Annotated in this window: 16 protein-coding genes; 7 read left to right on the top strand and 9 right to left on the bottom strand. The window is 63.4% G+C overall.

Going from position 1 to position 12,493, the window contains the following annotated elements; genetic code table 11:
- Positions 1-90: 90 nt before the first annotated feature.
- Positions 91-360 (top strand): 30S ribosomal protein S20, encoded by a 270-nt coding sequence (gene rpsT / locus PSV05_RS06810; protein WP_300063459.1) that lies wholly within the window; start codon positions 91-93, stop codon positions 358-360.
- A 175-nt stretch (positions 361-535) separates the two neighbouring features.
- Here rpsT and obgE read toward each other — a convergent pair whose 3' ends face one another.
- The 3 genes from obgE to rplU form a co-directional block, all read right to left on the bottom strand.
- Positions 536-1,612, bottom strand: a complete 1,077-nt coding sequence (obgE, locus tag PSV05_RS06805; RefSeq protein WP_300063456.1) for a GTPase ObgE — start codon at positions 1,610-1,612, stop codon at positions 536-538.
- Positions 1,613-1,714: 102 nt separating this feature from the next.
- Entirely contained in the window at positions 1,715-1,975 is a 261-nt protein-coding gene (rpmA, locus tag PSV05_RS06800) for a 50S ribosomal protein L27 (RefSeq protein ID WP_300063453.1), read from the bottom strand.
- 12 nt (positions 1,976-1,987) lie between these two features.
- Entirely contained in the window at positions 1,988-2,326 is a 339-nt protein-coding gene (gene rplU / locus PSV05_RS06795) for a 50S ribosomal protein L21 (RefSeq protein ID WP_300063450.1), read from the bottom strand.
- 351 nt (positions 2,327-2,677) lie between these two features.
- On the opposite strand from rplU, the gene uvrA reads away from it, so the two are divergent.
- Positions 2,678-5,623: an excinuclease ABC subunit UvrA gene (gene uvrA, locus PSV05_RS06790; RefSeq protein ID WP_300063447.1), complete on the top strand. Its 2,946-nt coding sequence runs from the start codon at positions 2,678-2,680 to the stop codon at positions 5,621-5,623.
- The gene (locus PSV05_RS06785) at positions 5,620-6,033 is read left to right on the top strand and encodes a thioesterase family protein (protein WP_300063444.1); all 414 of its coding nucleotides are present in this window, start codon (positions 5,620-5,622) and stop codon (positions 6,031-6,033) included. The genes uvrA and PSV05_RS06785 overlap by 4 nt, the downstream gene beginning before the upstream one ends.
- Positions 6,034-6,102: 69 nt before the next feature.
- Here PSV05_RS06785 and PSV05_RS06780 read toward each other — a convergent pair whose 3' ends face one another.
- On the bottom strand, positions 6,103-6,537 hold the full coding sequence (locus tag PSV05_RS06780; protein ID WP_300063441.1) for a copper chaperone PCu(A)C: 435 nt from the start codon (positions 6,535-6,537) through the stop codon (positions 6,103-6,105).
- 42 nt (positions 6,538-6,579) lie between these two features.
- Between PSV05_RS06780 and PSV05_RS06775 the strand changes: the two genes are divergently transcribed.
- Complete coding sequence (locus PSV05_RS06775) at positions 6,580-7,338, top strand: enoyl-CoA hydratase/isomerase family protein (protein ID WP_300063438.1); 759 nt, start codon at positions 6,580-6,582, stop codon at positions 7,336-7,338.
- A 116-nt stretch (positions 7,339-7,454) separates the two neighbouring features.
- Here PSV05_RS06775 and arsC read toward each other — a convergent pair whose 3' ends face one another.
- From arsC to PSV05_RS06750, 5 genes are all read right to left on the bottom strand, one after another.
- Positions 7,455-7,847 (bottom strand): arsenate reductase (glutaredoxin), encoded by a 393-nt coding sequence (arsC, locus tag PSV05_RS06770; RefSeq protein WP_300063435.1) that lies wholly within the window; start codon positions 7,845-7,847, stop codon positions 7,455-7,457.
- A 15-nt stretch (positions 7,848-7,862) separates the two neighbouring features.
- Positions 7,863-8,726: a sulfurtransferase gene (locus PSV05_RS06765; protein ID WP_300063432.1), complete on the bottom strand. Its 864-nt coding sequence runs from the start codon at positions 8,724-8,726 to the stop codon at positions 7,863-7,865.
- Positions 8,726-9,352: a CoA pyrophosphatase gene (locus PSV05_RS06760; RefSeq protein WP_300063429.1), complete on the bottom strand. Its 627-nt coding sequence runs from the start codon at positions 9,350-9,352 to the stop codon at positions 8,726-8,728. Before PSV05_RS06760 ends, PSV05_RS06765 begins: the two co-directional genes overlap by 1 nt.
- Positions 9,352-9,558 carry a DUF1289 domain-containing protein gene (locus PSV05_RS06755; RefSeq protein WP_300063427.1) on the bottom strand — a complete coding sequence of 69 codons (207 nt, stop codon included), beginning with the start codon at positions 9,556-9,558 and terminating at the stop codon, positions 9,352-9,354. The genes PSV05_RS06760 and PSV05_RS06755 overlap by 1 nt, the downstream gene beginning before the upstream one ends.
- A gap of 106 nt (positions 9,559-9,664) precedes the next feature.
- A complete protein-coding gene (locus PSV05_RS06750; RefSeq protein ID WP_300063425.1) occupies positions 9,665-10,399 on the bottom strand; it encodes an FKBP-type peptidyl-prolyl cis-trans isomerase N-terminal domain-containing protein in 735 nt (244 codons plus the stop codon).
- 227 nt (positions 10,400-10,626) lie between these two features.
- Here PSV05_RS06750 and PSV05_RS06745 point away from each other — a divergent pair, with 227 nt between their 5' ends.
- From PSV05_RS06745 to nth, 3 genes are read left to right on the top strand one after another with little or no spacing between them, the layout of a single operon-like run.
- The gene (locus PSV05_RS06745; RefSeq protein ID WP_300063422.1) at positions 10,627-11,415 is read left to right on the top strand and encodes an enoyl-CoA hydratase-related protein; all 789 of its coding nucleotides are present in this window, start codon (positions 10,627-10,629) and stop codon (positions 11,413-11,415) included.
- 55 nt (positions 11,416-11,470) lie between these two features.
- Complete coding sequence (locus PSV05_RS06740) at positions 11,471-11,791, top strand: hypothetical protein (RefSeq protein WP_300063419.1); 321 nt, start codon at positions 11,471-11,473, stop codon at positions 11,789-11,791.
- A gap of 32 nt (positions 11,792-11,823) precedes the next feature.
- On the top strand, positions 11,824-12,486 hold the full coding sequence (gene nth / locus PSV05_RS06735) for an endonuclease III (protein ID WP_300063416.1): 663 nt from the start codon (positions 11,824-11,826) through the stop codon (positions 12,484-12,486).
- The last annotated feature ends 7 nt before the right edge of the window (positions 12,487-12,493 follow it).

Genomic DNA, 12,493 nt, shown 5'->3' with positions numbered 1-12,493 from the left:
CTCATTCGATTGTTGGCAGTCCTGCCAGCAGCCGTTCCTTTCAGCCCCAAGTACGACTGCTTTCAGCAGAATCAACCCAGGATTCCCGTAGTGGCCAATATCAAGTCCGCAAAGAAGCGCGCCAAGCAGACCGTCGTGCGCAATGCCCGCAACGTCGCCCAGCGCTCCATGCTGCGTACCGCCGTCAAGAAGGTGATCAAGGCGCTCGACGCCAATGACGCCACCGCTGCCACCGAAGCCTTCGCCAGCGCCCAGCCGCTGCTCGACAGGTTCGCTGCCCGCGGTCTGATCCACAAGAACAAGGCGGCTCGTCACAAGTCCCGCCTGACCGCACGCATCAAGGCCCTCGCGGCCGCCTGATCGCTCTCCCGCCTCGGCGGGATGTGCTTGAAGCCCGGCTCCGGCCGGGCTTTTCGTTGCGTCTGATTTTGTCGTGCCCGCTATCGGTAGGCGCGCATTCGTTACGTAGCGGATGCGGATGTTGGAAGCACGAAACCCGGCCATGGCCGGGTTTTTCGCGAACTGCATGCTTGCCTCAAGCATCGTTGCCAGCATCAAAAGGCTGTGCCGCCTGTTCGGCCTCCAGCGCTTCTTCACGCAATCGGTCGAAGAACGCCTGCACCGCCAGCATGATCGGCCAGGTGCCGTCGCGGCCGATCGCCGAAACCATGTACCAGGGCTGGTCCCAACCGAGCTCGCGGACCACCGCTTCAGCAGCTTCGCGCGCCTCGTCCTCGAACAGCAGATCTGCCTTGTTCAGCACCAGCCAGCGCGGCTTTTCGAGCATGCCCGGGTCGTACTTGCGCAGTTCATGCTCGATCGCACGCACCTGCTCGGCAGGCGATGCTTCGATGCCGCCTTCCATCGGTGCCAGATCCACCAGATGCAGCAGCAAACGCGTGCGCTGCACATGGCGCAGGAACTGGCTGCCCAGGCCGGCGCCATCCGCCGCGCCTTCTATCAGGCCGGGAATGTCGGCGATCACGAAACTGCGGCCCGGCTCCACGCTGACCACGCCAAGATTCGGATACAGCGTGGTGAACGGATAGTCGGCCACTTTTGGCGTTGCCGCCGATACCGCACGAACGAAAGTCGACTTGCCCGCGTTCGGGAAGCCGAGCAGGCCGACATCAGCCAGCAGCTTGAGTTCGAGCTTCAGCGTGCGCTCGTCGCCTTCCTCACCGGTCGTGGCTCGCCGCGGACTGCGGTTGACCGAGCTCTTGAAGTGCATGTTGCCGAGGCCGCCCTTGCCACCATGCGCAACCAGCATGCGCTCACCGTGGGCAGTCAGGTCGCCAATCACTTCGTCGGTATCGACATTGTGGATGACAGTGCCAATGGGCACCGTGATCACGTTGTCCTCGCCGGCCTTGCCGTACATCTGCCGACCCATGCCGTTCTCGCCCCGCTGCGCCTTGAAGTTACGCTGGTGGCGGAAGTCGACCAGGGTATTGAGATTCTCGTCGGCCTGCACCCAGACGTCACCGCCATTGCCGCCGTCACCGCCATCCGGGCCGCCGAGCGGGATGAATTTCTCGCGGCGGAAGCCAATGCAGCCATTGCCGCCATTGCCTGCGGTTACGGTAATTTCTGCTTCGTCGACGAGTTTCATGAGGGGATTGTCGCAGTGTTGGATGAAGTGAATAAGAAGCATGGGCCTCGCAAACGAAAAACCCCGCCGAAGCGGGGCTCTTCGCGATACGTCGTCCGGCGCTTACGCGGTGGTGACGACGTTGACCGTGCGGCGCTTCTTCGGACCCTTGACGGTGAACTCCACCTTGCCGGCGATCAGCGCGAACAGGGTGTGGTCGCGGCCAAGGCCGACACCCATGCCCGGGTGGAACTGGGTACCGCGCTGACGGATGATGATGTTGCCGGCTTCGATCGCCTGGCCGCCATAGATCTTCACGCCGAGGTATTTCGGGTTGGAGTCGCGGCCGTTACGGGACGAACCACCAGCTTTTTTATGTGCCATGACTGCGTCTCCTTAGTTCTTCTTTGAGTCGTTCTTGTCGCCGGAACCACTGATCCCGGTGATCTCGATTTCGGTGTAATGCTGCCGGTGGCCCATCTGCTTGCGATGATGCTTGCGGCGGCGGAACTTGACGATGCGGATCTTGTCCGCACGGCCATGACCAACAACCTTGGCGCCTACGGTCGCGCCCTTCAGCGCGTCGCCCAGCTTGATACCGTCGGAGTCGCCGAGCAGCAGGATGTTGTCAAAGGTGATCTCGCTGCCGGCATCGACTTCGAGCTTTTCGACACGGAGCTTTTCGCCCTGCATCACGCGGTATTGCTTACCGCCAGTCACTAGAACTGCGTACATGTTGGTGATTCCTGACTTGATGGATTCTGTAGTTATTCTTGTCCCTGCACGGCATCGAGGCCGGACAGGAGCGGAATTGTAGAGGATTCAGCGGGTTAGGGTCAACTGCCTCGATTTCATGACCGGCCGTCGTGGGTTGGGCATATGGCGCCGCCGCTTTATCCAGTCGTCCAGGACTGATGCAGCGGGCGCGGGCCATCCTTGGCCCGCTCGGCACCATATGCCCAACCCACGACGCCCTCCTGGAGCCCGCTGGCAATCCCGCCATTTGCCCCCAAATCAGCGGCTGGGTACCCTGCCCTGTTGCCCAGCCGAATGCCGGGCCCCTCACCCAATAGAGACACATTTCCGATGGCGATGGACACCATCCGCATCCGCGGTGCACGGACGCACAACCTCAAGAACATCGACCTCGACCTGCCACGCGACAAGTTGATCGTGATCACCGGCCTGTCCGGCTCCGGCAAGTCCTCGCTGGCGTTCGACACGATTTATGCCGAAGGCCAGCGCCGCTATGTCGAGTCGCTGTCGGCGTATGCGCGGCAGTTCCTGAGCGTGATGGACAAGCCCGACGTCGACCATATCGAAGGGCTCAGCCCGGCGATCTCGATCGAACAGAAATCGACCAGCCACAACCCGCGCTCGACCGTCGGCACCATCACCGAAATCTACGACTACCTGCGTTTGCTTTACGCGCGCGTCGGCACCCCGCGCTGTCCTGACCACCATTTCCCGCTGGAAGCGCAGATCGTCAGCCAGATGGTCGACCAGGTACTGGCGATGGAAGCCGACCCGGCGCTGGCCGAACAGCGCTGGATGCTGCTGTCGCCGGTGGTCCGCGAGCGCAAGGGCGAGCATGTGCAGGTATTCGACCAGCTGCGCGCGCAGGGCTATGTGCGCGTGCGCGTCAACGGCGTACTGCATGAGATCGACGCGGTGCCAACCCTGGCGCTGCGGCAGAAGCACACCATCGAAGCAGTGATCGACCGCTTCAAGCCGCGCGAAGAGATCAAGCAGCGCCTGGCCGAATCCTTCGAGACCGCGCTCAAGCTCGGCGACGGCATGGCGATCGTCCAGTCCATGGATCAATCCGAGCGCGCGCCACTGTTGTTCTCGTCCAAGTATTCCTGCCCGGTCTGCGACTACTCGCTGCCCGAACTCGAGCCGCGCCTGTTCTCGTTCAACTCGCCGGTTGGTGCTTGTCCCGAATGCGACGGTCTCGGCGTCTCGCAATTCTTCGACCCTTCGCGTGTGGTCGTGCATCCGGAACTGTCGCTGGCGGCCGGCGCGGTGCGCGGCTGGGATAGGCGCAACATCTACTACTTCCAGTTGATCCAGTCGCTGGCCAAGCACTATGGCTTCAGCCTGGACACGCCATGGCAGGACATGCTCGAGGCTGACCGGAAGCATGTGCTTTACGGCAGTAGTGGCGAACTGATCACCTTCAACTACGTCACCGAAGCCGGCGGCCGCAGCCAGCGCAAACACAAGTTCGAAGGCATCCTGCCGAACCTCGAGCGCCGCTACCGCGAAACAGAATCCTCGGCCGTGCGCGAGGAGCTGTCGAAATACGTCAGCGAGCGTCCTTGCGTGGAATGCGGTGGTGCGCGCCTGAACCGCGCGTCGCGCAATGTGTTCGTCGCCGACAAGCCGCTGCCCGAAATTTCCACGATGCCAATCGATGCCGCATTGTCATTCTTCGGCTCGATGACCCTGTCCGGCTGGCGCGGCGAAATCGCCAGCAAGATCGTCAAGGAAATCCGCCAACGGTTGAGTTTCCTGGTCGATGTCGGGCTCGACTACCTGACCCTGGAACGCAAGGCAGACAGCCTGTCCGGCGGCGAAGCACAGCGCATCCGGCTGGCATCGCAGATCGGCGCCGGCCTGGTCGGCGTGATGTACGTGCTCGACGAGCCCAGTATTGGCCTGCACCAGCGCGACAACGAACGCCTGCTCGGCACCCTCACCCGCCTGCGCGATCTCGGTAATACCGTGATCGTGGTCGAGCACGATGAGGAGGCGATCCGACTGGCCGACCACATCGTCGACATCGGCCCGGGTGCGGGCGTGCATGGTGGTGAAGTGGTGGCGCAAGGCCAGTTCGAGGATCTGCTGAACGCGCCGCGCTCACTGACAGGCGACTACCTGTCCGGCCGCAAGCAGATCGAAATTCCGGCGCACCGGCATCCAGTGAACCGGAAGATGTTGCTCACGCTCAAGGGCGCGCATGGCAACAATCTGAAAGATGTCGACCTCGAGATTCCGTCCGGCCTGTTTACCGCGATCACAGGCGTATCCGGTTCCGGCAAGTCGACCCTGATCAACGACACGCTGTACGCGCTGGCCGCAAACGAGATCAACGGCGCCTCGCATACGCCGGCACCATTTCGCGAGGTGCACGGACTGGATCTGTTCGACAAGGTGGTCGATATCAACCAGTCGCCGATCGGGCGCACACCGCGATCCAATCCCGCAACTTACACCGGCTTGTTCACCCCGCTGCGCGAGCTGTTCGCGCAAGTGCCTGAATCGCGCGCGCGCGGCTACGCGCCTGGTCGCTTCAGTTTCAACGTGCGTGGCGGCCGCTGCGAGGCCTGCCAGGGCGATGGCCTGATCAAGGTCGAGATGCATTTCCTGCCCGACATGTACGTGCCCTGCGACGTCTGCCATGGCAAGCGCTACAACCGCGAGACGCTGGACATCCGCTACAAGGGATACAACATCCACGAAGTGCTGGACATGACTGTGGAAGATGCACTGGAGCTGTTCCAGCCAGTGCCAAGCATCGCCCGCAAGCTCGAAACACTGATGGATGTCGGCCTGAGCTACATCAAGCTGGGCCAGTCGGCGACCACGCTGTCCGGCGGTGAGGCGCAGCGCGTGAAGCTGTCGAAGGAACTCAGCCGTCGCGATACCGGGCGCACCCTGTACATCCTCGACGAGCCCACTACCGGCCTGCATTTCCACGACATCGAGCATCTGCTGGCCGTGCTGCACAAACTGCGCGACGACGGCAACACGATTGTCGTCATCGAACACAACCTGGATGTGATCAAGACTGCGGACTGGGTCATCGATCTGGGCCCTGAAGGCGGCCATCGCGGCGGCGAGATCATCGCCCAGGGTACGCCTGAGGATCTGGCGAAAGAGCCGCGCTCGCATACCGGGCAATTCCTGGCACGCGTGCTCGGCATCTCCAAGCCAGACGCAAAAACCAGCAAGCCCGTCACCAAGCCCGGCAAGACCTCGAAGACCTCGAAGACTGCCAAATTACCCCGCCTGAAGGTCGAGCCATGAGCGATGCCGACAAGGATCCAAGCGTACTGTTCCAGCACGCCATCGAACCGCGCTGGCGCGACCTGGACGCATTCGGCCACGTCAACAATTCCAACTTCCTGACCTATCTCGAGGAAGCCCGAATCTGCTGGTTTGAGACCTTTGACGGGCAGTGGGTCAACGATGCCATCGCGCCATTGCTGGCCGCGGTGCAGCTCAACTATCGCGCGCCGATCGACTATCCGGCATCGATCATCGTGGAGCTGTTCGCGCAGCACATCGGTACTACCAGCCTCACTGTTGGCCACCGCATCCGGTCCACGGATGGCAGCGTGCTACACGCCGACGGGCATGTGGTGACGGTGTGGATTGATCGTGCGACGGGCCGGCCGATTGCTTTGCCGGACTTGGTGTTGAAGGCGTTGCGGTAGCAACGAGGCCAAAAAAGGGGACCGAGGTAGTTAAGGCGCACCTTAATTACCTCCGTCCCCTTTTTTCGTTCACAGCGCCGGCTTGCGCACCTCGAACTCGCCCAGCACGGTTCGACCGTCCTTGAGCTTGAACTCGATCGCCACCCGGCTGCCTTCCTTTAGTGTTGCTTTCGGCTGCATCAGCATCAGGTGCATGCCGCCCGGCTTGAGTACGGCCGCGCCTTCAGGGGCAATCCGCAGTTCCGGCAGCTGGCGCATGCGGTTGATGCCATCGACCACCTTCGATTCGTGCAACTCCACACTACCGTAAGCCGGACTGCTGGCACTGATGATCGTGGCTGGCATCGGGCAGGCATTGTCGATGCGGCCGAAGCCGGCGTGCATCGGCATGCCGCCTGGGACCAGGCGGATCCAGCCATCCTTCACCTGCGGTGCGCAATCGCGCGCGCAGGCGGACAATGACAGGGACAACAGCAGTAGCGCAATTCCGGTACGAATGTTCATGCGCCTATGATAACGATTGTCCATCCCCACCGGAATACACGCATGCCACTCGTCGAAACCACCATCCATGGCGATATTCACGAACTGCGCCTGGCGCGTGCGCCGGTCAATGCGCTGGATCCATCGCTGTGCCAGGCATTGACCTCGGCTATCGCGGACGCGGTTGCCAACGGCGCACGCGGCATCGTGCTGGCCGGCGGACCCAAGGTGTTTTCGGCGGGGCTCGATGTGCCTTTTCTGCTCTCGCTGGGCAACGACCACGACGCGCTGCTGTCGGCGTGGAATGACTTCTTTGGCGCTGCACGCGCGCTCGCCAACTGCCCGGTGCCGGTGGCGGCGGCGCTTGCCGGGCACTCGCCCGCCGGCGGCTGCGTGCTGGCGCTTTGTTGCGACTACCGGGTGATGGCCGATGGGCCGTATCGGATCGGTTTGAACGAGACCCAGGTCGGCCTGGTGGCGCCGGAAGGCATCCAGTCGCTGCTCGCCCGCGTGGTCGGCCCGCATCGTGCCGAGCGCCTGTTGGTCAGCGGTGCACTTGTAGAGGCGACCGAAGCACTTGCGATCGGCCTGGTGGATGAACTGACCGGCATAGACGAGGTTGCCACCCGCGCGCGGGTCTGGCTGGAAGGCTTGCTGCAACTGCCACGCGGACCGGTGCTGGAAACCCGGCGTATCGCCCGCCGTGACGTGGTCGCCGCGTTGCAGCCCGAGCGCATCGACCTGTCGCGCTTCGTGGCGGCATGGATGCAGCCGGACACACAGGCCGGGCTGCGCGCGATGCTGGCGCGGATCGGAAAGTAGCGGTCAGCGAGTTCACGGCCGCCATCCTTGGCGACACATATAGGCTTGATGACACACCGGCCCGGCCCTCCATGGTCGTGCGTTCGGAGCCGCAGCCGATGCCGATAGGGCATCGACTAGCGCGGCTCCTCACCCTTGGCGAAGGGTGTTTCGCATGGCGGCAGAATCTCCAGCACCAGCGACGAATCAGGCCGGCACAAACGTGTACCAAGTGGCGTGAACACGAACGGCCGGTTGATCAGAACCGGCGTAGCGAGCATGGCACCGAGTAACCGGTCGTCGGATAACGACATGTCGTCCAATCCCTGCGCCACGTATTCCGGTTGCTTGCTGCGGATCGCATCACGCACGGACAGACCGGCATCGTGAATTGCCTGGCGCAGGCGCGCCATGTCGGGTGGCGACTGCAGGTAGTCGACGATCACCGGTTCGATCCCGGCATGGCGGATCAAGGCAAGCGTGTTGCGCGAGGTCCCACAGGCCGGGTTGTGCCAGATTTCAGCATGCATGCAATGCCTCCCTGTTCAGGCGCCGGTCGCGACCGATCGCGAGACATCGCTGATCCAGCCGCTCCATGATCCCGTGTAAAGACCTGCGCCCTTCAAGCCGGCGCGCTCCATCGCCAGCAAGTTGTGGCAGGCAGTGACGCCTGAACCGCACATCGCAACAACATCGGTGGGCGAATTCGACCCGAGTAGCGCACGGAACTCCTCGGCAAGCAGCATCGGCGACTTGAAACGGCCATCGACCAGGTTCTGCGCATACGGGCGGTTGACCGCGCCCGGCACATGGCCGGCGACCCGGTCCAGCGGTTCCTCTTCGCCACGGAAACGTGGTGCGGAACGCGCATCGACCAGCATGCCGCCAGTGTGCAGGTGGGCTTCCACGTCATCGGCGTCGAACAGGCGCACGCTGTCGAATGCCAGCTGCGTGGCATCGTACTGCGCGCGAAACTGCGCCGCAGTCGTGGGTGGCGACGACGAGACCGGCAAGCCGAGCGCAGTCCAGCGCGCCCAACCGCCATCGAGCACCGCCACTTTTTCGTGGCCCAGCATGCGCAGCAGGAACCACAGGCGCGCGGCGATCGCGCCGTCGCCGTCGTCGTAAGCGATGACCTGCGTGGTCGGCCCGATGCCCCAGCGCGACAGCCTGTTGGCCAATTGCGTGGCTGATGGCCATGGGTGCCGGCCGTCGCCAGGCGGCGTCATGTCCGACAGGTCGCGCTCCAGGTGCGCATAGGTCGCGCCCGGCAGGTGTGAAGCCCGGTAGGTATTCTCGCCGGCATTCGGATCGAGCAGGCTATAGCGGCAGTCAACGACCGCCAGGTCGTTGCGATTGAGCGCCATCGCAAGCGTTTCGGCCTGCACCAGGGTTGTCCATCCGGTCATCATGTCCTCCTTGGGGTTGCGTTCGCGAGGCGTTCGCGGAGGTTGAACAGGATCGAGGCGGTCACGCCCCAGATCCGTTGCTGCTCATAACGGTATTGGAGCACGTGACGCAGCCGTCCGCCGAACTGCAACTGCTTTTCTTCCAGCTGCCGTGGATCCAGCAACAGGTCCAGCGACACTTCGAAGGCTTCGGCAACCTCCTCGGGATCGGGCACGGCCACGAAAGCAGGGGCGATCAGGCCTATCAAGGGCACGACCCGGAACCCGGTGATCGTCAGCAGCGGATCCAGGTAGCCCAACGGCGTGAACTGCGCCGGCTGCAGGCCCACTTCTTCGTGCGCCTCGCGCAGTGCAGCTGCCGCTGGACTGGCGTCATCCAGCTCAATGCGTCCACCGGGGAAACTGACCTGGCCGGCATGATTACGAAGGCCATCATGCCGGCGGGTCAACAGAACAGTCGGGGCCTGCTCATGCGCCACGATCCCGACCAGGACGGCCGCGGCGCGTGGTTCACCCGCGGGCAACAACCCTTCGAGTTCATGCAGGTTCCACGCCACGCCATCCGGTGGCACGTCCAGAGGGCGCGCCGCCTGGCGCAACCACCCAGCGAGCATTTCGCCATCCATCAGCCCTTCCCGTGTCGCGCTGCCCCGCGTTGCGTTTCTCGCTGCGGCAGCACCTCATCCATCATCCGCAGGCGGGCATTGTCGTTCATCACCGGCCAATTCGCGATTTCCGCGCCGGTCCGGTGGCAGCCTGCGCACAAGCCGTCATCGTCGATATTGCAGATGCCTATGCACGGACTGAGCACTGCGCGGTACTGGTCGGTCATGGCGGTCAGGTTACGGACTTGGGCTCATTCGAACAAACCCATGCCTAGATGTGCGATGCGCCGGCAGGGCCGGCGCATCGGATAAACGATTACTGCGAGCGTTGGCTTACTTGACGGAGCCGAGCTCGACCTGGATCGCGATCGCCTGCTGCGCAAGCTGGGGATTCTGCTGGCCCACGCCCTTGCCCGGCGGCACCACCACTTCCCACACAGCGCCCTGCTGCATCAAGGTCAGGGTTTCCTTCAGTGCCGGGATCGGCGCATCGGAGACCTTGAACGCGGGCGGCGTATCCACACCGCTCAATGGCACGCCAACCGCAGCGAGGAAGCTGCGCAGGGCAATCTGGACCTCGCTGTTCTGGGTGACCTTGGCGCCCGTACCGGCCTTGGCGACGCGATACATGATGCCGCTGGGCAGGGTGACCACGCCCTGCTGCGTCTTGAATTTGGCGACGAAATCCGCAGACTGGGCCTGGTTGTCGGCCAGTGCCTTGCGGAAAGCCTCCTCGCGCTTCTGCTGCACATGCGCCTGGAAACCGCTGTAAGCCTGGCCCAACTGCTCCTGGGTATAGGCGGGATCTTTCTTCGCGTAGGCATCCTGCAGGCCGCGAATCGCCGCCGCGAGATCGACCGGCTCACCCGAGCTCACAAGGTCGGAGCCCAGCGTCCAGCCAAACGCATAGCTGGCATGGGTTTTGTCGACTGCCTGCAGGGCGGTTGCGGTTGAAGCCGCAGCGGGTCTGGCAGTAGCCGGCTTGGCTGCAGGCTTGGTTTGTGCCGAAGCGATGCCGGCGGTCAGGGTCAGGGCCAACAGGGTGGCGGAGAGCACGCGCAACTTCATTCAAACCTCGCATCAGCATCAAAATTAGGGGCGGCAGCGCCGCCCTTGGTGCCGCGCCGGCCAGGCCGTCGCGGTGCTTCATGCCATCGACCCGTACTGGCCATGGATGACACGCTAGGATAACGGCCACAGGGCTTAACCGCCACTGAGGCAGTCTTCGGACACCTCCCGGGCCCGGAAGTTCCAGCCAGCCAACCCTTTCCTGCAACTTGTTTCAACGAGGCCCCATGACGACGAACGAGCCCCTGCTGCTGATTGACGATGCCAATGCTGTGCGCACCATCCATGTGAACCGCCCCGACAAGCTGAACGCGTTGAATGCCGCGACCATCGATGCGCTGGATGCTGCCTTCGCCGATGCCGGCTTTGATCCCAGCGTGCGCGTGGTGGTGCTCACCGGCAGCGGACCGAAGGCATTCGTGGCCGGCGCCGACATTTCGGAAATGAACACACTGACACCCGTGCAAGGCCGCGATTTCTCCCTGCGCGGCACCCGGATGATGCGTCGGGTGGAAAAACTCACCAAGCCGGTCATCGCGATGGTCAATGGCTACGCCTTCGGCGGCGGCCTGGAACTGGCGATGTGCTGCCACCTGCGCATTGCTGCCGACACCGCCAAGATGGGTCAGCCGGAAATCAACCTGGGATTGATCCCCGGCTTCGGTGGCACCCAGCGCCTGCTGCGCCTGGCCGGACGCGCCGCGACGCTGGAACTGTGCCTCACGGGCGCCCCGATAACCGCCGAGCGCGCCCTGCAGTTGGGAATCGTCAATCGCGTGGTGCCGACCGCCGAACTTGAATCGGACACCATGAAGCTTGCCGCGCAACTGGCCAATGCTGCGCCGCTGGCCCTGCGCGGCATGCTGGACTGCGTGAACATCGGAGGGGAATGCGCGATCGAGGAAGGCCTGGAATACGAATCGGCGCAGTTCGGCCTGGTGTTCGCGACCGACGACATGCGCGAAGGTACTTCGGCGTTCCTCGAGAAGCGCAAGCCTGCATTCAACGGGCGCTGAGCCGCTGGCAATGACCTCCAGCTGCCCGCATTGCATCTGTTCTTCGGCAGACGGGATGCGGGCGCATGCCGTGCTGGAGTTGCTTGCGGTGGACGACTTCGATGCAGCGCTGACTGCTGGGTTGCTGGATGCACCCGCCTGCGTGACTTGTGAGCCGCGCTGCAATGCGCTGCTTGCCGCTGCGCGCGATGCCCAGCTGACTGCGCTTGCCGCACGTGATCGCCATCGTGCGCGCGATGCACGCCTGCGTCGACGCAAGGCCGAACGTGAAGCAGCACGCGTGCCCAAGGCCTTGCCGACGCAAACTCCTGCCCTGCCCGCGGCTGCCGCGGATGTGCTGGCGCGCGCGCTGGCCAAGGCGCGCACGCCGCGATGAGTGACACGATGGATGAACCAAGGATTGGTGCGATGCGACGCCCCGTGCGCGGCAGCAAACTGACCCGCGAGGAAATCACCGAACTGTTCACGCGGCTGCGCGAACTGAATCCGAAACCAGTCACCGAACTGCTCTACAACTCATCGTTCGAGTTGCTGGTGGCGGTGATCCTGTCGGCGCAGGCCACCGATGTCGGCGTCAACAAGGCCACGCGCCGGCTGTATCCGGTTGCCAATACACCAAAGACGATCCTCGCGCTCGGCGAAGACGGGCTGAAGCGCTACATCAATAGTATTGGTCTATACAACGCGAAGGCTGCCAACGTGATCGCGATGTGCCGGTTGCTGCTGGAGCATCACGAGGGTGAAGTACCGCGCACCCGCGAGGCACTGGAAGCGTTGCCCGGCGTGGGCCGCAAGACCGCGAATGTCGTGCTCAACACTGCCTTCGGCGAACCAACGATGGCCGTCGACACGCATATCTTCCGCGTCGCCAACCGCACCGGGCTGGCGCCCGGCAAAAGCGTGCGCGCGGTCGAAGACAAGCTGGTCAAATTCGTGCCAGACGAATTCCTGCTCGACGCACATCACTGGCTGATCCTGCACGGGCGCTACGTGTGCAAGGCGCGTTCACCGCTGTGCGGGCCCTGCCCGATTCGCGACCTGTGCCGCTGGCCGGACAAAGCCATCGAATGACACATGC

The sequence above is a fragment of the Thermomonas sp. genome (assembly GCF_029945965.1).
Classification (GTDB): Bacteria; Pseudomonadota; Gammaproteobacteria; order Xanthomonadales; family Xanthomonadaceae; genus Thermomonas.
This window is presented reverse-complemented; position numbering and strand designations above follow the sequence as displayed.

What these genes read in the sequence shown, in the direction of transcription:
- PSV05_RS06755 (WP_300063427.1), bottom strand. Translation starts at nt 9,558, where the DNA reads ATGACCGACCAGTACCGCGCAGTGCTCAGTCCGTGCATAGGCATCTGC.
- rpmA (WP_300063453.1), bottom strand. Translation starts at nt 1,975, where the DNA reads ATGGCACATAAAAAAGCTGGTGGTTCGTCCCGTAACGGCCGCGACTCC.
- rplU (WP_300063450.1), bottom strand. Translation starts at nt 2,326, where the DNA reads ATGTACGCAGTTCTAGTGACTGGCGGTAAGCAATACCGCGTGATGCAG.
- PSV05_RS06745 (WP_300063422.1), top strand. Translation starts at nt 10,627, where the DNA reads ATGACGACGAACGAGCCCCTGCTGCTGATTGACGATGCCAATGCTGTG.
- arsC (WP_300063435.1), bottom strand. Translation starts at nt 7,847, where the DNA reads ATGCATGCTGAAATCTGGCACAACCCGGCCTGTGGGACCTCGCGCAAC.
- PSV05_RS06765 (WP_300063432.1), bottom strand. Translation starts at nt 8,726, where the DNA reads ATGACCGGATGGACAACCCTGGTGCAGGCCGAAACGCTTGCGATGGCG.
- PSV05_RS06785 (WP_300063444.1), top strand. Translation starts at nt 5,620, where the DNA reads ATGAGCGATGCCGACAAGGATCCAAGCGTACTGTTCCAGCACGCCATC.
- obgE (WP_300063456.1), bottom strand. Translation starts at nt 1,612, where the DNA reads ATGAAACTCGTCGACGAAGCAGAAATTACCGTAACCGCAGGCAATGGC.
- PSV05_RS06775 (WP_300063438.1), top strand. Translation starts at nt 6,580, where the DNA reads ATGCCACTCGTCGAAACCACCATCCATGGCGATATTCACGAACTGCGC.
- uvrA (WP_300063447.1), top strand. Translation starts at nt 2,678, where the DNA reads ATGGCGATGGACACCATCCGCATCCGCGGTGCACGGACGCACAACCTC.
- PSV05_RS06750 (WP_300063425.1), bottom strand. Translation starts at nt 10,399, where the DNA reads ATGAAGTTGCGCGTGCTCTCCGCCACCCTGTTGGCCCTGACCCTGACC.
- PSV05_RS06760 (WP_300063429.1), bottom strand. Translation starts at nt 9,352, where the DNA reads ATGGATGGCGAAATGCTCGCTGGGTGGTTGCGCCAGGCGGCGCGCCCT.
- PSV05_RS06780 (WP_300063441.1), bottom strand. Translation starts at nt 6,537, where the DNA reads ATGAACATTCGTACCGGAATTGCGCTACTGCTGTTGTCCCTGTCATTG.
- PSV05_RS06740 (WP_300063419.1), top strand. Translation starts at nt 11,471, where the DNA reads ATGCGGGCGCATGCCGTGCTGGAGTTGCTTGCGGTGGACGACTTCGAT.
- nth (WP_300063416.1), top strand. Translation starts at nt 11,824, where the DNA reads ATGCGACGCCCCGTGCGCGGCAGCAAACTGACCCGCGAGGAAATCACC.